A 20,974-nucleotide genomic window follows, 5' to 3' on the forward strand; every position below is an offset into this window, starting at 1 on the left:
CTTGCGCAGCCTCTACGGCTTACGCGGCTTCCCCGCTCCCGCAAGCAACGCTCGCCGCCTGCTGCTGCGTGAGGTAGCGCAGCAGCTTCGTCACCATCCACACGACGATGAACGACAGCGCGACGAAGAACACCGCGAGCGGCGTCAGCACCTGCACCGACACGAAGCCGGCGAGGCCCATCATCGCGGACGACACGAGCAGCAGCGCGCATCCGAGGATCGCGCTCGTCAGCCCCGCGATATGCGGAAACAGCGAATTGCCCTTGGCCATCAGCGTTGGATACATCGCGCCCGCGCAGAAGCCCATCACGAGCACCGGCGTCGCGAGCGTCCACACGCGCAGGCCGACGGAAAGCGCCAGCACGAGCATCGCGACCGCGGCGCCCGCCATCACGCGGGCGCCGATGCGCAGCCGCTGCTCGGCACTCGGCAGCCCGCGCCCGTGAATCCGGTTCGACAGCCCGCCGAGGAAATACATCAGCCCGATTCCGAGCGCGAGATAGCCGAAGTAGGTCGGCGGCTTGTGCAGCGTGGTCTGCACCATGAACGGCCCGACGATGTTGAACACCAGCAGGATGCTGTAGCACAGCCCCTGCGCGAGGAAGCAGCTCTGGAACACCGGGCTCGCGAGCACCTTGCCCGCGTTCGCCATCAGCGTACGCGGCTCGAGATGGACCGGCTTCGGCAAGGTTTCGCGATAGCGCCACAGCAGTGCCCACATCACCAGCGAGTACACCAGCAGGAACACGAGGCACGCGCGCCAGCCGAACCATTCCTGCAGGTGCGCGCCGATCACCGGCGCGATGATCGGTGCAAGCCCCCACGCGATCGACATGTACGTAAACGCGTGCATCAGCGCCTGGCCCGAGAACGAGTCGGTGATGATCGCCTTCGCGAGCAGGTTCGTGGTCGCGATCCCGAAGCCCTGCAGGCAGCGCGCGAGCACGAACGTCTCCAGGTTCGGCGCGCCGAGCGACAGCAGGCAGCCGATCGTGTAGATGACGAGCCCGAACGCGAGCACGCGCTTGCGACCGTACGCATCGGCGACGGGGCCGAAGATCAGCTGGCCGAGCGCATAGGCGGCCATGTAGCCGGATACGCTCGACTGGATCGCCTGCGGCGTGGTCGCGAACGAGCGCGCCATGTCGGGCAGCGCGGGCACGTAGATGTCGATCGCGAGTTGGCCGGCGGAGGCAAACAGGCAGATCAGGAACAACAGGAAGCGCGGCGAGTTCGATTCGCGCGCGGGGCTGAGCGAGGCGTTCATGACAACCGGGAAAGATTCGGACGGCGGCGACACGCGCCGTGCTGTTCGAACGACGAACAACGGTGCGCGGCGAAGTGCGTATTGTGCCTGTTGTTGCGCAGCGCGACAGGAATCCCATGGCGCGGACACGGTTGAATGCCGATTTCGGCACAGTCGGCGCCTGACGGACCGGCAGCGCGCCGGCCGAAAATCAAGGTCTCACGCACGCTTGCGCCGCGCCAGGGACCGGGCCAGAAACGGAAGCCGCCGGCAGGTGCCGGCGGTCTTTTTATTTGCGGTGCGATTCCCCGACGACGCGTCGATCAGTACTGCGCCTGATCCGTCGGATTCCTGAACAGCTGCTTCATCTCCGGCGACAGCGGATAATTGAGGCTCACGCCCTTCGGCGGAATCGGCTGCATGAACCACTGGTCGTAGAGCTTCTCGGCCGCGCCGGAGGTCTGCATCTTCGCGATCACGCCATCGACCACGTGCTTGAACGCCGGATCGTCCTTGCGCATCATGCACGCGTAGTTTTCATGAACGAGCGGCGTGCCCGTCACCGTGTACGCACCCGGATTGCGGTCCTTCGCGATCTCGCCGTACAGCAGCGGTTCGTCCATCACGAACGCGACCGCGCGCCCCGTCGTGACGTTCATGAACGCTTCGGCGTGATCCTTCGCGCTGATGATCGTCATGTTCATCCCCTTCTCCTCATTGAGCTTGCGCAGCAGTCGTTCGTCCGACGTGCCGGCCGTCGTCGCGACCGTCTTGCCGGCCAGGTCCGAGAAGTCCTTCACGCCCGAATCCTTGCGCGTGCTGAAGCGGATTCCGTACAAAAAAATACTGTTCGAGAACGCTGCCTGCTTCTGCCGCTCCAGCGTGTTGGTCGTCGACCCGCATTCGAAATCGATCGTGCCGTTCTGCAGCAGCGGAATCCGGTTCTGCGACGTGATCGGGATTTCCTTCACCGTCAGGTTCGGCGCCTTCAGCTCGGCCTTGAGCGCGTCGATGATGCGCGCCGCGATGTCGCGCGAGTAACCGATGTTCTTCTGCTGGTTGTCCGAATACGAGAACGGCACCGACGATTCGCGGATACCCAGTGACACGACGCCCGTGTCCTTGATCTTCTTCAGCGTGCCGGTGAGCGCCTGCGCGTGCGCGGTGCCCGCCAGCGCGCAGGTCAGTGCGACGGCCAGCCAACGGAAGCGGCGATCCATGCTTTTCTCCTGACGAAACGTTGATCGAATCGCGATCGTACGCCCGACAAAATTCGCACCTCATCGGGGAAAGCGTAAAGCCCATCCGTCGAGCCCCCCCGCGAACAGTCGTTTCCGTGGCGCGCCAAAGCGCTCACACCGCACGTTTCGCCCGGTCACCCGCCTGCGATCTTGCACAGTGTGAACAGATCATCCGTTCCAAACGCGCGTTCATGCTGCGATACAGCAAGGCAACCGTTTGCGTGTCGCACTTTTTTCATACAAAACATACTCAAGAAGCCGCCTCATCGGCCGTTACCCAGTGCATGGCGCGTCGCAGCAGTCCTGCGCGTGCCCGATAAAAAACAGTCCGGTGTGCGCCGGACAGGCACGACCGCCAGCACGACGGTCATCTACGAGGATCGCGTTTCACCATGAGAGCCAAACGATTCAATTTCGCGCTGGCCCGCTCCGCTCATTCGCGCATGCTCGCCGGCATGCTGTCTGCCGCGGCCCTGCTTCCGATCGCCGGTTGCGGCGGCGGTGGCGGCGACGGCAGCAGTCCGTCTTCTTCCAATGCAGCGCCGGCCCCCTCGCCGGCGCCCTCCCCAACCCCGACGACCCCGCCCGCGACCAACGGCAACAATGCATGCACGACGCAGCAGGCCGCCGTGCAGATGGCCGCCCGGACGACCGGGCCCATCGAGCCGCCGGTCGATCACCTGATCGTCCGGCTGAAGACGCCGACTGCCACGCGCGCGATGGCGGCCCTCGACACCGGCACGCGGCTCGACGCGGTGATCCAGCGCTCGATGACGCGCTGGACAGCGCCGACGACGAGCGGCGCCGCACGGACGTATGCCGCCGTGACGACATCGCAGGCACCGCTGAACGTGCAAGTCGAGCGAACCCTGTCGGACGGCGCGGCCGTGCTGTCCATCGGACAGCGCATCGCATCCGACGACGCGGCGGCGCTCGCGCAGGCGTTCGCGGCCGACGGTGATGTCGACTACGCGGAACCCGATCACCCGATGCGAATCCGCGACACGCCCAGCGACCCCGCATATGGCCAGCAGTGGTATCTGTCCGACGCCAGCGTCGGCATCAACGCGCCGCCCGCGTGGACGCGGACCAAGGGTGCGCCGACCGTCGTCACGGCCGTGCTCGACACCGGCTACCGGCCGCACCCCGACCTCGTCGGCAATCTGCTGCCCGGCTACAGCTTCATCTCGAACGCCAACACCAGCAACAACGGCCAGACGCGCGGCACCGATGCAACCGATCCCGGCGACTGGGTCACGCAGCAGGAACTGGACGACGCCAGCGGCCCGTACTATCACTGCACGAGCGAACCGAGCACCAGCAGCTGGCACGGCACGCGCGTGATGGGCGTGATAGGCGCCGCCGCCAACAACGGCATCGGCGTCGCCGGCGTGTCGTGGCTCGGCCGGATTCTGCCGGTGCGCGTGCTCGGCAAGTGCGGCGGCGTGACGAGCGACATCGCGGACGCAATGCGCTGGGCAGCCGGCATCCCGGTCGCCGGCGTGCCGACGAACCCGAATCCAGCGAAGATCATCAACCTGAGCCTGGGGGGCGTCGGCGCGTGCAGCGCGACGTTCCAGCAGGCGATCGACGATGTGAACGCGAAGGGCGTGACCGTCGTCGTCGCCGCCGGCAACGATGGCCTGTCGACCGCGTTCGACCAGCCGGCGAACTGCCGCGGCGTGATCACCGTCGCCGCGACCGACGCGACCGGGCGCCGGGCTTCGTTCAGCAACTTCGGCTCTGACGTCGCGCTGAGCGCACCAGGCGTCAACATCCTCTCGACGGCCAATAGCGGTACGACGACACCGGGCACGGACACGTACGGCACCGCGAGCGGCACGAGCCTCGCGACACCGCAGGTGACGGGCATCGTCGGGCTGATGCTGTCGGTGAACGGCAACCTCACGCCCGCGCAGATCCAGCAGAAGCTGCAAGGCGGCGCGCGTGCGGCAATGCTGCCGGCCAGTACGTCATGCACCGCACTGCCGGCCGGTTCCGGTATCGCGGACGCAGGCGCTGCGGTCACGGCGTCCACGCAGTAACCGATACGTCGCCTCGCCGCAACCGCGCGCATGCCTGCCTGGCATGCGCGCTTTTTTTCGTCCGCGGAGCCAGCGTCGTCGCACCGGCGTATTGCAGGAATTGCCTGAAAAAAGGGCGGAAAAAGGGTTGACGCTTCGCACGACGACCCATTACCATCGCCCCCGTCTGATTACATGGAGTGTTCTGTGAACACCGATGCGAGTTGTAGTTGGTCCTCGACCAACTTGACTGCTGCCTGAGGAAACCGCGCAGAGCCTCGTCTTCTGCCGCATCCCGGGAAGCAGGATGCGGCGCCCTTCCGGCCTGACCGGCCAGAATCCCCCGCCGATTTTTTCGATATCGCCGAATGTCCGCGCTGCGCAACCGTGCGTTGCCGCGCGCATACGTTCGCGCCGCACGCAGCGCACGCTGCGTGCGTGTTCCGTTCGCGTGCCGTCCGGCCGCGCGCCCTCACGCGTGCGCGGCTACCGATCGCCCGTGCCGCCCACCCGCAACCGACAGGAGTGCAGATGAACTCAGACGACAGTAGTCGATTACCGCTCGCCGGTGCGACGCCGCGCTTCGTCCCCCGGACCGCACTCCGCGCGCCGGCGAGCCTTCCCCCCTTCACCGATCAACAGCCGATCGCGCCCGGCGCGACGCGGCGGGGAGCGTTCGTGCGTCGATAACGTCACGGTCGCTTCCTGCCCGCCGCCGCGTGCGCAAGGAGCGACTCATGACACAACGAAACACCTCGCAAAAGAAACAGCGCGGCTTCATCAACGCCGGCCCCGGCCAGCAGAACGAACCGCGTATCATGCGCGCCGCGCAGGAAGCGGCGCGCCCGCTCGAAGAAACCTTCAAGTCGCTGCATACCAGCATGCGCGGCCTCACCTACGCCCAGGCCGCCGACCGTCTGCAGCACGACGGCCCGAACGAAATCGCGCACGACAAGCCGCCGCACTGGACGCGCCAGTTGCTGCATGCGTTCCACAATCCGTTCGTCTACGTGCTGCTGGTGCTGGCCGCGATCAGCTTCTTCACCGACGTCTATTTCGCCGCACCTGACGATCGCGACTACGTCGGCATGACGATCCTGCTGGCGATGGTCATGATCAGCGCGTTGCTGCGCTTCGTGCAGGAATTCCGGTCGCTGCGCGCGGCCGAAAAGCTCAAGGCGATGGTCCGCACGACGGCGACCGTGCAGCGCGCGGTGACCGACACATCCGAGCCGGCGCGCCGCGAGGTGCCGATGCGCGAAGTGGTGGTCGGCGACATCGTGCATCTGTCGGCCGGCGACATGATCCCCGCCGACGTGCGCCTGCTCGCGTCGCGCGACCTGTTCATCAGCCAGGCCGTGCTGACCGGCGAGGCGCTGCCGGTCGAGAAGTACGACACGCTCGGCGCGGTCGCAGGCAAGTCGGCCCACGGGGGCATGGCGGGCGCGCCGGGCGCGGCGAACGACGCGTCCACGTCGCTGCTCGATCTCGAGAACGTGTGCTTCATGGGAACCAACGTGGTCAGCGGCACCGCGACAGCCGTGGTCGTCGCGACCGGCGAGGACACGTATTTCGGATCGCTCGCGCGCAACGTGGTGAGCCACAAGCGCATCGAGACGAGCTTTGACCGCGGCGTAGCGAGCGTGAGCTGGCTGCTGATCAGGTTCATGTTCGTGATGGTGCCGATCGTGTTCATGATCAACGGCCTGACCAAGGGTGACTGGCTGAGCGCGCTCACGTTCGCGCTCGCGGTGGCCGTCGGCCTCACGCCCGAGATGCTGCCGATGATCGTCAGCGCGAACCTCGCGCGCGGCGCGATCGCGATGGCGCGCCGCAAGGTCGTCGTGAAGCGGCTGAACTCCGTGCAGAACTTCGGCGCGATGGACGTGCTGTGCACCGACAAGACCGGCACGCTCACGCAGGACAAGATCATCCTCGAACATCATCTCGACTTGTCCGGCCACCGGAACGAGGACATCCTGCGGCTCGGCTGGCTGAACAGCTTCCATCAGAGCGGCCAGAAGAACCTGATCGACATCGCGGTGGTCGCGCGCGCCGACGAGATCGGCGAGCGCGTGAAGCCGCAGGGCTACAGGAAGATCGACGAGCTGCCGTTCGACTTCGTGCGCCGCCGCCTGTCGGTCGTCGTCGAGGACACGCACGGCGCGCACCTGCTGATCTGCAAGGGCGCGGTGGAGGAAATGCTCGCGGTATCGACCCACGTGCAGGACGAGCATGGCGTGCGTCCGCTCGACTTCGTCGCGCGCAAGCGGCTGCTCGAACAGGCAAACGCCTACAACGAGGACGGCTTCCGCGTGCTGGTGCTCGCGACGCGCGCGATCCCGCGCGGCGACGAACGCGAACAGTACCGCACCGCCGACGAGCGCGACCTCGTCGTGCGCGGCTTCCTGACCTTCCTCGATCCGCCGAAGGAATCGGCCGCACCGGCGCTCGCCGCACTGCGCGAGAACGGCGTGTCGGTGAAGGTGCTGACGGGCGACAATCCGACCGTCACGATGAAGGTGTGCCGCCAGGTCGGCCTCGAACCGGGCAAGCCGGTGCTCGGCGCCGAAATCGAGGCGCTCGACGACGCGACGCTCGCGCGGGTCGTCGAACGCACGACGGTGTTCGCGAAGCTCACGCCGCTGCAGAAGGCGCGCATCGTGAAGGCGCTGCAGGCGAACGGCCACACGGTCGGCTTCCTCGGCGACGGCATCAACGACGCACCCGCGCTGCGCGACGCCGACGTCGGCATTTCGGTCGACAGCGGCGCCGACATCGCGAAGGAAACCGCCGACATCATCCTGCTCGAAAAGAGCCTGATGGTGCTCGAGGAAGGCGTGATCAAGGGCCGCGAGACGTTCGGCAACATCCTGAAGTACCTGAACATGACGGCCAGCTCGAACTTCGGCAACGTGTTCTCGGTGCTCGTCGCCAGCGCGTTCCTGCCGTGGGAGCCGATGCTCGCGACTCAGCTGCTCGTGCTGAACCTGATCTACGACACGTCGCAGATGCTGCTGCCGTGGGACAAGATGGATCCGGAGTTCCTGAAGAAGCCGCGCAAGTGGGAAGCCGGCAACATCGGCCGCTTCATGCTGTGGGTCGGGCCGACGTCCTCGGTGTTCGACATCACGACCTACGTGCTGATGTGGACCGTGTTCGGCGCGGGCGCGATGTATCACCTGCACGGCGGCTCGGGCGGCCAGATCGTGATGAACTCGGGCTGGTTCATCGAGAGCCTCGTGTCGCAGACGCTCGTCGTGCACCTGCTGCGCACGCAGAAGATTCCGTTCCTGCAGAGCACGGCCGCGCTGCCGGTGCTGCTCTCGACGTTCACCGCGATCGCGATCGGCTGCTGGCTGCCGTTCTCGCCGTTCGCGGATTCGCTCGGCTTCATGCACCTGCCGGGCACCTACTGGCTGTGGCTCGCCGCGACGATGGTCGGCTACATCCTGCTCGCGCAGATCGTCAAGACGATCTATGTGCGTCGCTACAAGCAGTGGTTCTGATTTCCTCCGAACGACGACGTGCCGGCCCGCATGGGCGGCACGCCCACGACGCACTACAGGTGACGTGATGAAAAGAAGAGTGCTTCCGCTCGCGGCCGCGAGCGCCCTCCTCGCGCCGCTGGACGCCTACGCGGCGCATCCGCTCGTCAGCGACGACACGGGCACGCAGGGCGATGCGAACTGGCAGTTCGAATTCAACGGCGAGGAAACCTCGAAACAGGACGAGAACGGCCGCCATCAGTTGTGGAACGCGACGCTCACGCGCGGGTTCGGCGAGCACGTCGATCTCTACGTGAGCGCGCCTTACACACATCTGCAAACGCGCACCGACGACAACGGCGCGGGCATCGGCGATGTCGAGATCGGCATGAAATGGCGTTTCGTCGAACGCGGGCCACTGTCGCTTGCGCTGAAACCGAAGGTGACGATGCCGACCGGCAACGACGGTCGCGGGCTCGGCACGGGCCGAGTCGGCACCGGCGCGACGCTGCTCGCGCAAGCCGACATCGCGCGCGTCTCGCTGCTCGCGAATGCGGGCCTCGCCTACCAGCCGAATCGCCAGGGCGATCTGCGCTCGATCTGGGCCGTGTCGGCCGCGGCGCTCTGCAAGGCAACCGACAAGCTGCAGTTCGTGGCGGACATCGACCTGTCGCGCAACACCGAGAGCAAGGCCGGCGCGAATCCGGCGTTCGTGATCGCGGGCGCGATCTACTCGCCGAGGCGCTGGCTCGATCTCGACATCGGCTACCGGCACGGGCTGAACGACCAGACCTACCGTCATTCCGTCATGGGTGGGGTAACGGCGCGGTGGTGATGCCGTGACTACGCGGCCGACGCCGCATGTCTGACCGCATTACGACGGGCCGCCTTCGGGCGGCCCGTTTTCTCATTTGCCGTCGTTCGCGCCGAACAGTTGCGCGCACACGGCGCGCCCCGCTTCGGTCAATGCGGCGCTGCCGGTGCCGTCGTCGTTCAGCGTCGTCGCACTCAGGCCGGCGGCGTCGAGTTGCGTCAGCATGCGGCGCAGCGTGCTCATCGGCAATTGCGTGCGCTTCGCGATTTTCGGCAGCGACCACGTTTTGCCGGACGGATCGATCGCGGCGTCGTGCAGCGTCGCGAGCGTCGCAACGAGTGCGGGATCGAGCGGGGCGTCGTCGGATTCTAAAGTCATCGGTTCGGGTTCGCGGGCCGGCGCGGGACCGGCATTCAGGAAGGATGCGATCGCGGACACTATACGCCCGGTTACGCGCCCTTGATCGCGGCGCGCATGAACGACACGAAACGCGTGGTCACGGGATCGTCGCGGCCGGACAGCCACGCCAGCCCGACGCGCCATTTCGCGTCCCTGCCGGCGAGCGGCAATACGGTCGCGTCGCGCAGCAGATACTGCGCACGCGAAGGAATGAACGCGACGCCGACCCCGGCCGCGACCGACGTAAGCACCGATTGCACGTCCTCCGCCTGCTGCATGACCTGCGGCACGAAGCGCCGCTCGACGCACCACCGGTCGATCTGTGCGGCGAGCCCGGGACCGCGTGCGCGCTGCAGCGCGATGAAGCCGATCTCGTTGAGCACGTCGAGATCGGCCGGAACGCGCTTGAAGCCGAGGTGCGGCGGCACCGCGAGCGCAAGCCCCTCGTCGATCACCTTGAACGACGACAATCCTTCATCCGACGGCAACCGCAGGAACCCCGCGTCGAGCTTGCCCGCGCGGAGCCGACGAGTTTGCTCGGACGACGACAGGTCGCTCAGCGTGACCGCGATGCCCGGATTGCTGCGCCGGAATTCCGCGACGAGTTTCGGCACGAGCGTCAGCACGGACAGGCAGATGCCGAGCCGCAAATGCCCGCGTTGCCCGCTGGTCGCCTCGCGCGCACGCGCGAGAATCTCGTCGGCATCGCGCACGAGCGCCTGCGCGTCGGGCAGGAAGCGTTCACCGAACGGCGTCAGCTCCGCGCCGTGCCGCCCGCGCTCGAACAGCTTGCCGCCGAGGCTCGCCTCGAGCGCGCCGATCTGCTTGCTCAGCGCCGGCTGGCTCATGTGCAGCGTGTCGGCCGCGCGGCTGAAATGGCTGAGCTCGGTGACCGTCAGGAAGGTACGCAGCAGTTTCAATTCCATTCTTTAAAGGAATCTTGACGATCAAAACATTCATTTTACTGATCGAATGGCGTGACGTTCAATACGGAAACGCCCCTTTCGGAGTTACCCACCATGCCTTTCGATCATGCGGCCGAGTGCCTGACCGACATGTCGTGCGACACGATCGTCGCCGACGCAAGCGATGCCGCCCCTGACGCGCCGGCGTCCGAGCGTCGCGCCGCACGCGCCGAGGGCCGCAACCGCCGCCTGCGCTTCGGCGATGCGCTGGACGACGTGCCGCCGCGTGCCGTCACCGGTTCGATCGCGATCAGCTTCGCGGTCGTGTCGCGGCGGAACTGGCCGCGTTGAATCGGGACACCAGGCGCCCGCCGCCGAACACACGCGTTCGATCCTCCACAAAAAAACAGCAGAAGTCCGCGCGCATCGCGCATCATTGCGCATACATCCATCGTCATCGCGACGCGATCGACCTTATAATTTCCCGCACCCGCTGACCACACACGCATTTCGCGCCGCCGCAACGCGCGTGAAAAGGAGACTTTCGCTTGACCGGCCTCATCGCGCGCCTGCCTCGCGCACGGACCACCCTGATCATCGCCCTCTCGTTCCTGACACTCGCGTTCGCGACGAACGCGTCCGCGCAGTCGCATCGCACCGCGTCGCCGCATGCGAAAGTCGTCAAGAAAAAGCCCGCTCCCCGCAAGCACAAGGCCGTCAAGCATCGCCGCCCGCGCGTGAAGCATCATGCGGTCAAGCGTCACGCGGCGCCCGCACCGCAGCGGCGCGCGAAACGCACGAATGTGGATCGCCCTCGCCCCGCCGCGAAACCGCGCCTGCTCGCAAGCTGCGGCTATAGCCCGCGCGCGGTCCGCTCGCTGCACTCGCGCGCGGCCTACGTGCTCGACGTCGACTCCGGCACGCCGCTGCTGGCCCGCAACGCACGCACGGTGCGGCCGATCGCGTCGATCTCGAAGCTGATGACCGCCGTCGTCGCGCGTGATGCGGACCGGCCGCTCAACGGCGTGCTGCGCGTCACCTCGCGCGACCGCGACACGATCAAGTTCACCGGTTCGCGGCTGCCGATCGGCGCCGAACTGTCGCGCCGCCAGATGTTTCATATCGCGCTGATGTCGTCGGAAAATCGCGCGGCCGCCGCGCTGAGCCGCGACTATCCGGGCGGCCGCGCCGCGTTCGTGAAGGCAATGAACCGCGAGGCGCGCCGACTCGGGATGCGCCATACGCATTTCCGCGAACCGACCGGCCTGTCGCCGCACAACGTGTCGACCGCCGAGGATCTCGCGCGGCTCGTCGGCGCGGCCGCGCAGGATCCGCTGATCCGCTATTTCTCGACCGACGCGTCGACCACCGTGCCGGCCGGCGACGGCGAACTGCTGTACGTGAACTCCGATCCGCTCGTCCGCTACGGCCGCCTGCCGATCCGGTTGCAGAAAACCGGCTTCATCAACGAATCGGGGCACGGCGTCGTCATGCGCATGCACGTGAAGGGCCGCCGCGAAACGGTCGTGCTGCTCGGCGCGCCGACGCGCGCCGGTGTCTCGAGCGATGCCCTGAAGATCCATCGCTGGCTGGCTTGCTCGATCCAGTAAGCACGACGCGCGCGGCCGGCGCGCTCATCCGCGAAGGAGCGATGCCATGCAGGACGAATACCGTTTCAATGCATTCGGACGCCTGCTCGCCGTCGTGCGTTCGAACGGCCGCTGGGCCGTGTTCGATCTCGGCACCGAAGGCAAGCGACGGCCAGCCAACCTGCAGATTCCGTCCGCGCTCGCCGCGGACGAACTCGCGCAATATCTCGGCGACCTGCTGCACGAGAATGCATCGCCGAAGTACAACGCCGTCGTGCCGATTCCGTTGCCGCGCCGCGCGTAACGCGCTGCCACCCACCGCCGACATCCCTCCCACCGGTGGTTGCCGCGCCCCCCCCCGGCCGCTCCGACCACTCCCGCCGCACCGACACTCCGCACATCTCGCACGCCCGCCAAATTCGACAGTCAAACTTGCAAGTTGAACTGTCGTGTTCTATGATCCGCCGCATGACACCGCCACGCACACCCGGCGTTTCCGCCGATATCGTCGCCGCCGATCTGACCCTCGCGGTCGGCCAGTTGATCCGCCGGCTGCGTTCCGAGATCGAATCCGAAGGACTCGGCATGTCGCAGACGAGCGCGCTCGCGCGGCTCGAACGACAAGGTCCGATGACGACCGCCGATCTCGCCCGCGCCGAGGCGATGAAGCCGCAGTCGATGAAGGCAATTCTCGCGAGCCTCGAGGAAGACGGGCTCGTCGAACGCGAGCCTCATCCGACCGACGGCCGCCAGATCCTCTTCATGCTGACCGCAGCCGGCCTCGCGGCACGTCGCAAGCGCGACACCGCGAAGCACAAGTGGCTCGGTGCCGCGATCGAGAAGCTCGCCCCCGAAGACATCCGCACGCTCGCCGCCGCGATTCCGCTGATCCGGCGCATCGGCGAGCAATGACCCGCATGCGTGCCGCGCGGCATCCGCGCGCACGCTTTCCTTCGCCCACTTCACGGAGCATCACGCCATGAGCACGACCCGTCTCGACACGCAAACGGCACTCGTCGTCATCGACCTGCAGAAGGGTATCGTCGCGCTGCCCACCGCCCACCCGGTCGCACCCGTGATCGAGCGTACGCGCGAGCTGCTCGACGCCTTCCGTAGCCGCGGCCTGCCGGTCGTGCTCGTCAACGTCGCCGGCGGCGCGCCGGGCCGCACGCAGCAGCAGGTGCGCCTGGATGCCCTTCCCGACGACTGGGCCGATCTTCTGCCCGAACTGAACCGCCAGCCGGACGACCATGTCGTGACGAAGAAAACCTGGGGCGCATTTACCGGCACCGGTCTCGACGCGCACCTGAAAGCGGCCGGCGTCACGCAGATCGTGCTTGCCGGCGTCGCGACGAGCATCGGCGTCGAATCGACGGCCCGTCAGGCGCACGAGCTCGGCTACAACGTGACGCTCGCGGTCGACGCGATGACCGATCTCAACGCGGACGCGCATACGAACAGCGTCGAACGGCTGTTCCCGCGTCTGGGTGAAACGGGCTCGACGCAAGAAATTCTCGCGCTGCTCGACCGGCGCATCGCGTGAGCGACAAACGCGCTCAGCCGGTGCCGGGCCATGCGGCCGGCCGGCTCGATCCGTCGATCTGGAAAGTCAGCGCCGTCGCGACGCTCGGCTCGCTGCTGTCGCAACTCGACGCGACGATCGTCAACGTATCGCTGGCGAGCCTCGCGACCGACCTGCACGCAAGCCTGTCGACGATCCAGTGGGTGACGAGCGGCTACCTGCTCGCCCTCACGCTGGTGTTGCCGCTGAACGGCTGGCTGGTCGACCGCATCGGCGCGAAGGCGCTGTACCTGTGGTGTTTCTCCGCGTTCACGCTGACGTCGGCGCTGTGCGGGCTCGCGTGGTCCGCGCCATCGCTGATCGCGTTCCGCGTGCTGCAGGGCGTCAGCGGCGGGCTGCTCGCGCCGATGGCGCAGATGATGATCGCGCGCGTCGCCGGCCAGCAGATGGCGCGCGTGATCGGTTATGCGGCGGTGCCCGTGCTGATCGCGCCGATCCTCGGGCCGGTCGTCGCCGGTGCGATCCTGCAGCACGCATCGTGGCGCTGGCTGTTTCTCGTGAATCTGCCGGTCGGTGCATTGGCGCTTGCGCTGGCCGTGTGGTTCCTGCCCGGCGACCGCGACGAAACGCAGCGGCGCGAACTCGACTGGGTCGGCCTCGCGCTGCTGTCGCCTGCGCTCGTGCTGTTCCTGTATGGCGCCGAGCGCATCGACGCGGTGCCCGGCATCGCCGCGATCGCGGGTTCGGTGCTGCTGCTCGCCGCGTTCCTGCGCGTCGAGCGGCGCAAAGGCGAGCATGCGCTGATCGATCTCGCGCTGTTTCGCTCGCGCGTATTCGGCGCGGCCGCTGCCACGCAGTTTCTGTCGAACGGCGCGATCTACGCGGGCCAGATGCTGATTCCGGTGTTCCTGATCGAAGCGTGCGGCCGCTCGCCCGGCGAGATGGGCTGGCTGCTGGCGCCGCTCGGGCTCGGCATGCTCGTCACCTATCCGTCGATGGGCGCGCTGACCAGCCGGTTCGGCGTGCGCCGGCTGGCCGCCGCCGGCGCGCTGCTCGCGCTCGCCGCGACGCTGCCGTTCGTGCATCTGGCGCTGGCCGGCTACGATCCCTACGTGCTGGTGCCCGCGCTGTTTCTGCGCGGGATGGGCCAGAGCGCGATCGGCGCACCGTCGATTTCTGCCGCGTATGCGTCGGTCGAGCGGCGCAACCTGCCGATGGCGACGACGTCGCTCAATATCGTCCAGCGCCTCGGCGGCCCGACGTTCACGACGATGTGCACGCTGTTTCTCGCATGGCGGCTGCAGGCCGAATCCGCGTCGACGGGCGGCACGCACGGGGCCGCCTACGCGTGGGCGTTCGGCATGCTTTGCGCACTGCATGCGGCGAGCTTCGTGACGACGCTGCGGCTGCCGCGATGGTCGAGCGGCGCGGGCGGACGGCCGGCGGGGGCCGCGCGGGCCGGTTCGCGCTGAATGCCGTGCCGCACCGCTCGCGACGCCGCTACTGCAACCACATCGACACGATCGACGCCCCGAGCAGGATGTCCAGCTCGCCGTTCACGCAACGCCACTGACGCTCCGTGCGCAGCACGCGCGCGAACAGCGGCCCGGCACAACACCAGAGCGACAGCGACGCCATCGCCGCCACGCCGGATGCCGGCCCGAGCAGTGCACCGAGCCGCACGGGGCCGGACGCCAGCGCGCGGCCGCCTAGCCTTTTTCCCCGCTAACCGCCACGCGACACGTGCCCCGCGCGGGCACTGCATGGCAAACGCGCAATGTGTTGCGCGGCATGAAAACAACGCAGTGCGACGTAACGCTGAAAATGTTCCGGAGCCCTACGTCATGCGTTCGCGACATCCGGCAGGAACCCGATGGCACAATCACGGTCCCTTACATGTGCCCTTCACCGGGCGCACGCCGCATCGCGGCGCAGATTCAACACACGAGAAGGACCCTGCCTGACCTTATGACCCTGAACGAATCCTGGTTTGCGCCGCTCGTCGGCATCCTCATCCTGGTCGCCGCCGCCGGCGCGATCACGGCCACGGCCCATTTCCTGCTGTTTCGCGTGGTCGCGCGGCTTGCGCGGCTGTCGGCCACCCGCATCGACGACGCGCTGTTCGAATTCGGCGCATTCAAGTGGCTGAACCGCATCGTGCCGTTCGTCGTGATCAAGCTCGGCCTCGGCGCGGTGCCCGGCATCCCCGCCGTGGCCGCGCAAGCCGCCGACAAGGTGCTGTTCGCGCTGATCGTGTTCCTGGTGTCGATGACGATCAGCGCGACGCTGTCCGCGCTCGAGCACGCGCATCGCACGAGCCGGCGCGACCAGCCGCGCCTGTCGCTGAAAGGCGCGATGCAGCTCGTCAAGCTCGTGATGTTCATCACGGCCGCGCTCGTCGTGATCGGCGACGCGACGGGCAAGCAGATCGGCCTGCTGCTGTCGGGCATCGGCGCGATGTCGGCGGTGCTGATGCTGATCTTCAAGGACACGCTGCTCGGCCTCGTCGCCGGCGTGCAGCTGTCGTCGAACGACATGCTGCGGATCGGCGACTGGATCACGATGCCATCGGCCGGCGCGGACGGCACCGTCATCGACATCACGTTGAACACGGTCAAGGTCGCGAACTTCGATCACACGATCATCACGGTGCCGACCTGGAAGCTGATCACCGAGAGCTACCAGAACTGGCGCGGGATGACCGAGGCCGGCGGGCGCCGCATCAAGCGCGCGCTGTTCGTCGACGCGACGAGCGTGCGCTTTCTGGGCGAGGACGAGATCGAACGGCTCGAACGCCTGACGCTCCTGAAGGACTACCTGGAAGACAAGGTCGACGCGATCGCGCAATGGAACGGCACGCTCGGCGCGGCCGGCGAATGCCAGGCGAACCGCCGCCAGCTGACGAATCTCGGCACGTTCCGCGCGTACGTCGCGAACTACCTGAAGAGCCATCCGCGGATCCGCCGCGACATGACGTGCATGGCGCGCCAGCTGCCGCTGACGGCGGAGGGCATTCCGCTCGAACTGTACTGCTTCACCGACACGACGACCTGGGTCGACTACGAGGCGATCCAGTCCGATCTGTTCGATCACCTGATCGCGGTGCTGCCCGAGTTCGGGCTGCGCGTGTACCAGCATCCGTCGGGCTTCGACATGCGCCGGATGGCCGGCGCGGCGCAAGCCGAACTGTCGGCGCCGCACGCGCGCTAGGGCTCGCCGCGGCGGCCTGCAACGGGTCGCCGCCGGCAGCGCGGCATCGCGGCGCGCGTGGCGCCGCTCACCGCCCCGCGCACTCGGCCGCGAGCCGCCCCACCACCTTCAACGCGTCCTCGATCTGACGCGACCACGGATAGCTGTAGTTGAGCCGGATGAAGTGCCGGTAATCGGCGGTCGCCGAGAACATGTGGCCGGGCCCGATCGTGATCCCCTGCGCGAGCGCGAGCGCATACAGCTTCATCGCGTCGACCTGCGGCGGCAGCTCGACCCACAGCACGTACCCGCCCTGCGGCTGCGACAATCGCGTGCCTTCCGGGAAGAAGCGCCGCACCATCGCGCTCATCAGGCTCGCCTGCTGCGCATACTGCTTGCGCATCCGCCGCAGGTGGAAATCGTAGCCGTCGTGCTTCAGGTATTCGGCGATCGCGAGCTGCTCGATCGCGGGCGTGGCGAGCGTGTTCAGGAATTTCAGCTTCTCGACCTGGTCGCGGTAGCGGCCGGGCATCGCCCAGCCGATCCGGTAGCGCGGCGACAGGCTCTTCGTGAACGACGCGCAATGCAGCACGAGCCCATCGCGGTCGTACGACTTCAACGCGCTCGGCGTCGTGTCGCCGTAATGCAGCTCGTGATAGACGTCACTCTCGATCGCGGGCACGTCATGCTTCGCGAGCAGCTCGACGAGCGCGCGCTTGCGCGCATCGGGCATCTGGAAGCCGAGCGGATTGTGGAAATTCGGCATCACCATGCATGCGGCGATGCGCTCGCGCGCGAGAATCCGTTCGAGCGCGTCGAGATCGATACCGTCGCCCGGATGGGTCGCCACCTCGAGCGCGCGCATGCCCATCCGCTCGATCGCATGCAGCATCGCGTAGAACGTCGGCGACTCCACCGCGATCGTGTCGCCGGGCTTTGCGACGGCCTGCAAGCACAGGTTGATCGCCTCCGTCGCGCCGATCGTCATCACGATCTCGCCCGGCTCGACCGGGATCCCGCGCTCCGCGTAGCGCCGCGCGATCTGGCGGATCAGCTCCTGATTGCCGGGCGGCAGGTCGTCGATCACGCCCCAGCGCGTGCGGCGCCGGCCGATCGCCTGCGCGTAGCGCGCAAGACGCTGCACCGGGAACTGCGACGCATCGGGATACGGCGAACCGAGCGGCACCGCGTCGTCGCGCGCGATCGAGCGCAGCGTCGACAGCACGAGCCGGCTCACATCCACCGCCGACGGCTCGGCGGCCGGCGCCGACACGTGCAGCTCGGCCTGCGCCGGCACCGTGGTCCGCGCCCGCACGAAGTAGCCCGACTGCGGCCGGCTCTCGATCAGCCCGCGGCTCTCGAGCACGAGATACGCGCGCAGCACGGTCGTGACGCTGAGCTGCTGCTGCCGGCTCGCCTGGCGCACCGACGGAATCCGCTCGCCGGGCCGGTACACGCCGCGCTCGATCTGCGCCTGAAGATCGTCGGCCAGTTGTTCGTAACGCTTCACGCGCCTCCCTTTCAACATCCCTTCGACAACACAGTTGCGACCGCCACCACCTGACTGGCCGCAACTGTACTCTTTTTTGAAGACGAAAGGTGTATACACAGCGGCCGCCGCACCGCGCGTACTCTCCGTGCATCGCCTCCGACACACGCATCATGAAAAAGAAATCCGCTGCCGCGCGCATCGAACCGTACACCCATCCGGCCGCCGGTTGGGGCGCACTGAAAGCCGTCACGATCAACCTGATCAAGGAAAAGGTCGCCGGCGGCAACTACCGCACGCTGCTGCGCCAGAACCAGCCGGACGGCTTCGACTGCCCGGGCTGCGCGTGGCCCGACCGCCAGCACGCATCGACGTTCGAATTCTGCGAGAACGGCGTGAAGGCCGTCGCCGCCGAGGCGACGAGCAAGCGCGTGACGCCCGAATTCTTCGCCGCGCACACCGTCGCCGAGCTGCTCGAACAGACGGATTTCGAACTCGAACAGCACGGCCGCCTGACCGACCCGATGGCGTACGACGCGCGGACCGACCGCTACGTGCCGATCGCGTGGGACGACGCGTTCGAGCTGATCGCACGCCACCTGCGCGCGCTGCCGGACCCGAACCAGGCGGCGTTCTACACGTCCGGCCGCGCGAGCAACGAGGCGGCGTTCCTGTACCAGCTGCTGGTGCGGCGGTACGGCACCAACAACTTCCCCGACTGCTCGAACATGTGCCACGAGGCGACGAGCCGCGGGCTGCCGGCCTCGGTCGGCGTCGGCAAGGGCACCGTCACGCTCGACGATTTCGAGCACGCGGACCTGCTGCTGATCTTCGGCCAGAACCCGGCGACCAACCATCCGCGGATGATGGGCGAGCTGCGCGAATGCGCGAAGCGCGGCGCGACGATCGTGTCGATCAACCCGCTGAAGGAACGCGGGCTCGAGCGCTTCGCCGATCCGCAAAGCCCGCTCGAGATGCTGACGATGTCGGGCACCAACATCGCATCGACCTTCATCCAGCCGACGATCGGCGGCGATTTCGCGCTGATCAAGGGAATGGCGAAGCGCGTGCTCGAACTCGACGACGCCGCGCGCGCCACCGGTGCGCCACGCGTGCTCGACATGGCGTTCATCGGCGAGCACACGGCCGGCTTCGATGCGTTCGCCGACGATCTGCGCAACGAAAGCTGGTCCGCGCTGACGGCCGAAAGCGGCGTGTCGTACGAGCAGATCGACGGCCTCGCGCAACGCTATGCACGCAGCGAGCGCGTGATCGCGACCTGGGGGATGGGCATCACCCAGCACAAGCATTCGGTCGCGACCGTGCAGATGCTGACGAACCTGATGCTGATGCGCGGCAACATCGGCCGCCCCGGTGCGGGCCTGTGCCCGGTGCGCGGCCACTCGAACGTGCAGGGCAACCGCACGGTCGGTATCGAGGAAAAACCGTCGCAGGCGTTCCTCGATCGGCTCGGCCACGTGTTCGACTTCGAGCCGCCGCGCCGCCACGGCTACGACGTCGTCGAAACCATCGAAGGCATGCTCGAAGGCCACGTGAAGGTGCTGATCGGTCTCGGCGGAAACTTCGCGATGGCGACGCCCGACACGCCGCGCACGTGGGAAGGCATGCGCCGCTGCGATCTCTCCGTGCACATCACGACGAAGCTGAACCGCAGCCACCTGATCCACGGCCGCGATGCGCTGATCCTGCCGACGCTCGGTCGCACCGAGATCGACCTGCAGGACAACGTCGCGCAGGGCGTGACGGTCGAGGATTCGATGAGCATGGTCCACGTATCGTACGGGATGAACAAGCCGGCGTCGCCGAACCTGATGTCGGAGCCCGCGATCGTCGCGCACATCGGCCATGCGCTGTTCGGCAGCGGCAAGATCGACTGGCTCGCGTACAAGGACGACTACGCGAAGATCCGCGACGCGATCGAGGCGACCGTCGACGGCTTCTACGACTACAACACGCGCATCGCGCGGCCGGGCGGCTTCCACCTGCGCGTCGCGTCGCGCGACCGCGAATGGCTGACGCCGACGGGCAAGGCGAACTTCATCGCGCACGCGCTGCCGACCGACACGCCGATCCAGCGCGCCCGCGCGCTGCACGGCGAGCGCCTGATGACGCTGATGACGACGCGTTCGCACGACCAGTACAACACGACCGTCTACGGGCTCGACGACCGCTATCGCGGCGTGTTCGGCCAGCGCCGCGTGGTGTTCGTCAACCGCGACGACCTCGCGATGCTCGGCCTGAAGGCCGGTGAATGGGTCGACATGGAAACCGTGTGGCACGACGGCATCGTACGGCGCGCGGACGGTTTCCTGCTCGTCGAATACGACATCCCGCGCGGCTGCATCGGTGCGTACTACCCGGAAACGAACCCGCTGGTGCCGCTCGACAGCGTCGGTGACGTGTGCAACACGCCGACGTCGAAGTCGGTGCCCGTGCTGCTGCATCGCGCGGCCGCGCCGGCGTCGGCCGCCGCCTGACGGAGCGCCGCGATGATCGTTCGGCCGCGCGAGCACTGGTTGCGGATACTCGACGCGCGCCTCGACGATCTCGTGTCGATGGTGAGCGGCTGCGAGCGCATCGCATCGACGCCGTAATAAAGACTTGCAATCGATACAGCCGGAAACGTCAACAGCCGGGGCCCCAGCAGCGTTTTTTCGACAAGCGCCCACGATTCGGGCGCGCAACGACAGGAGAAAACGTCATGCGAGCCCTTACCCGCCATCTCGCGATCGCCGCCACCCTGATGTCGGTACTGACCGGCACCGCGTTCGCCGAAACGCCGTGGCAGCAAGCGCATCCGCGCCGCGAAGAGGTCAACCAGCGTCTCGCCAACCAGAATCGCCGGATCCATCACGAAGTGAAGGAAGGCGAGATGTCGCACGCCCAGGCCGCGCGCCTGCACCGCGACGACCGCAAGATCCGCCAGGAAGAGCGGGACATGGCCGCGCAGGATCACGGCCACATTACGCAGAGCGAAAAGCACGTGCTGAACCAGCAGGAAAACGCGGTCAGCCACAAGATCGGCCAGTAACGCCGGCAAGCGTCGA

The 20,974-nt window shown here is 67.2% G+C and carries 18 protein-coding genes; 12 read left to right on the forward strand and 6 right to left on the reverse strand.

Features of this window, described 5'->3' with window-relative positions:
* Positions 1 to 19: 19 nt before the first annotated feature.
* Positions 20 to 1,267, reverse strand: coding sequence for a multidrug effflux MFS transporter (locus ACV22W_RS12460; protein WP_448019507.1), 1,248 nt, complete (start codon positions 1,265 to 1,267; stop codon positions 20 to 22).
* Positions 1,268 to 1,569: 302 nt separating this feature from the next.
* Complete coding sequence (locus ACV22W_RS12465) at positions 1,570 to 2,466, reverse strand: glutamate/aspartate ABC transporter substrate-binding protein (protein ID WP_448019509.1); 897 nt, start codon at positions 2,464 to 2,466, stop codon at positions 1,570 to 1,572.
* 413 nt (positions 2,467 to 2,879) lie between these two features.
* Here ACV22W_RS12465 and ACV22W_RS12470 point away from each other — a divergent pair, with 413 nt between their 5' ends.
* The 3 genes from ACV22W_RS12470 to ACV22W_RS12480 all read left to right on the forward strand — a co-directional run bounded on the left by ACV22W_RS12470 (position 2,880) and on the right by ACV22W_RS12480 (position 8,834).
* Entirely contained in the window at positions 2,880 to 4,532 is a 1,653-nt protein-coding gene (locus ACV22W_RS12470; RefSeq protein ID WP_448019511.1) for a S8 family peptidase, read from the forward strand.
* 716 nt (positions 4,533 to 5,248) lie between these two features.
* Positions 5,249 to 8,020 carry a magnesium-translocating P-type ATPase gene (gene mgtA, locus ACV22W_RS12475; protein ID WP_448019512.1) on the forward strand — a complete coding sequence of 924 codons (2,772 nt, stop codon included), beginning with the start codon at positions 5,249 to 5,251 and terminating at the stop codon, positions 8,018 to 8,020.
* 67 nt (positions 8,021 to 8,087) lie between these two features.
* The gene (locus tag ACV22W_RS12480; RefSeq protein WP_448019513.1) at positions 8,088 to 8,834 is read left to right on the forward strand and encodes a transporter; all 747 of its coding nucleotides are present in this window, start codon (positions 8,088 to 8,090) and stop codon (positions 8,832 to 8,834) included.
* 72 nt (positions 8,835 to 8,906) lie between these two features.
* Here ACV22W_RS12480 and ACV22W_RS12485 read toward each other — a convergent pair whose 3' ends face one another.
* Positions 8,907 to 9,191 (reverse strand): transcriptional regulator, encoded by a 285-nt coding sequence (locus ACV22W_RS12485; RefSeq protein WP_448019515.1) that lies wholly within the window; start codon positions 9,189 to 9,191, stop codon positions 8,907 to 8,909.
* Between the two features lie 71 nt (positions 9,192 to 9,262).
* Entirely contained in the window at positions 9,263 to 10,138 is an 876-nt protein-coding gene (locus ACV22W_RS12490) for a LysR family transcriptional regulator (protein WP_448019517.1), read from the reverse strand.
* Positions 10,139 to 10,231: 93 nt separating this feature from the next.
* Here ACV22W_RS12490 and ACV22W_RS12495 point away from each other — a divergent pair, with 93 nt between their 5' ends.
* The 6 genes from ACV22W_RS12495 to ACV22W_RS12520 all read left to right on the forward strand — a co-directional run bounded on the left by ACV22W_RS12495 (position 10,232) and on the right by ACV22W_RS12520 (position 14,700).
* Positions 10,232 to 10,468: a hypothetical protein gene (locus ACV22W_RS12495; RefSeq protein ID WP_448019518.1), complete on the forward strand. Its 237-nt coding sequence runs from the start codon at positions 10,232 to 10,234 to the stop codon at positions 10,466 to 10,468.
* A gap of 197 nt (positions 10,469 to 10,665) precedes the next feature.
* On the forward strand, positions 10,666 to 11,727 hold the full coding sequence (locus ACV22W_RS12500) for a serine hydrolase (RefSeq protein ID WP_448019519.1): 1,062 nt from the start codon (positions 10,666 to 10,668) through the stop codon (positions 11,725 to 11,727).
* Positions 11,728 to 11,773: 46 nt separating this feature from the next.
* Complete coding sequence (locus tag ACV22W_RS12505; protein WP_448019521.1) at positions 11,774 to 12,010, forward strand: DUF7661 family protein; 237 nt, start codon at positions 11,774 to 11,776, stop codon at positions 12,008 to 12,010.
* A gap of 152 nt (positions 12,011 to 12,162) precedes the next feature.
* Positions 12,163 to 12,618, forward strand: a complete 456-nt coding sequence (locus ACV22W_RS12510; RefSeq protein ID WP_448019720.1) for a MarR family winged helix-turn-helix transcriptional regulator — start codon at positions 12,163 to 12,165, stop codon at positions 12,616 to 12,618.
* Positions 12,619 to 12,685: 67 nt separating this feature from the next.
* Positions 12,686 to 13,249 carry an isochorismatase family protein gene (locus ACV22W_RS12515; RefSeq protein WP_448019522.1) on the forward strand — a complete coding sequence of 188 codons (564 nt, stop codon included), beginning with the start codon at positions 12,686 to 12,688 and terminating at the stop codon, positions 13,247 to 13,249.
* Complete coding sequence (locus ACV22W_RS12520; protein WP_448019523.1) at positions 13,246 to 14,700, forward strand: DHA2 family efflux MFS transporter permease subunit; 1,455 nt, start codon at positions 13,246 to 13,248, stop codon at positions 14,698 to 14,700. The genes ACV22W_RS12515 and ACV22W_RS12520 overlap by 4 nt, the downstream gene beginning before the upstream one ends.
* 28 nt (positions 14,701 to 14,728) lie before the next feature.
* On the opposite strand, the gene ACV22W_RS12525 is transcribed toward ACV22W_RS12520, so the two are convergent.
* Entirely contained in the window at positions 14,729 to 14,911 is a 183-nt protein-coding gene (locus ACV22W_RS12525; protein WP_448019525.1) for a hypothetical protein, read from the reverse strand.
* A 285-nt stretch (positions 14,912 to 15,196) separates the two neighbouring features.
* Here ACV22W_RS12525 and ACV22W_RS12530 point away from each other — a divergent pair, with 285 nt between their 5' ends.
* Complete coding sequence (locus ACV22W_RS12530; RefSeq protein ID WP_448019527.1) at positions 15,197 to 16,438, forward strand: mechanosensitive ion channel family protein; 1,242 nt, start codon at positions 15,197 to 15,199, stop codon at positions 16,436 to 16,438.
* A gap of 67 nt (positions 16,439 to 16,505) precedes the next feature.
* On the opposite strand, the gene ACV22W_RS12535 is transcribed toward ACV22W_RS12530, so the two are convergent.
* Positions 16,506 to 17,927: an aminotransferase-like domain-containing protein gene (locus tag ACV22W_RS12535; protein WP_448019529.1), complete on the reverse strand. Its 1,422-nt coding sequence runs from the start codon at positions 17,925 to 17,927 to the stop codon at positions 16,506 to 16,508.
* 152 nt (positions 17,928 to 18,079) lie between these two features.
* Here ACV22W_RS12535 and ACV22W_RS12540 point away from each other — a divergent pair, with 152 nt between their 5' ends.
* Positions 18,080 to 20,404: an FdhF/YdeP family oxidoreductase gene (locus ACV22W_RS12540; protein ID WP_448019530.1), complete on the forward strand. Its 2,325-nt coding sequence runs from the start codon at positions 18,080 to 18,082 to the stop codon at positions 20,402 to 20,404.
* Positions 20,405 to 20,628: 224 nt separating this feature from the next.
* Positions 20,629 to 20,958 (forward strand): hypothetical protein, encoded by a 330-nt coding sequence (locus ACV22W_RS12545; RefSeq protein ID WP_059691307.1) that lies wholly within the window; start codon positions 20,629 to 20,631, stop codon positions 20,956 to 20,958.
* Positions 20,959 to 20,974: the final 16 nt, after the last annotated feature.

The organism is Burkholderia sp. AW49-1 (assembly GCF_053427845.1).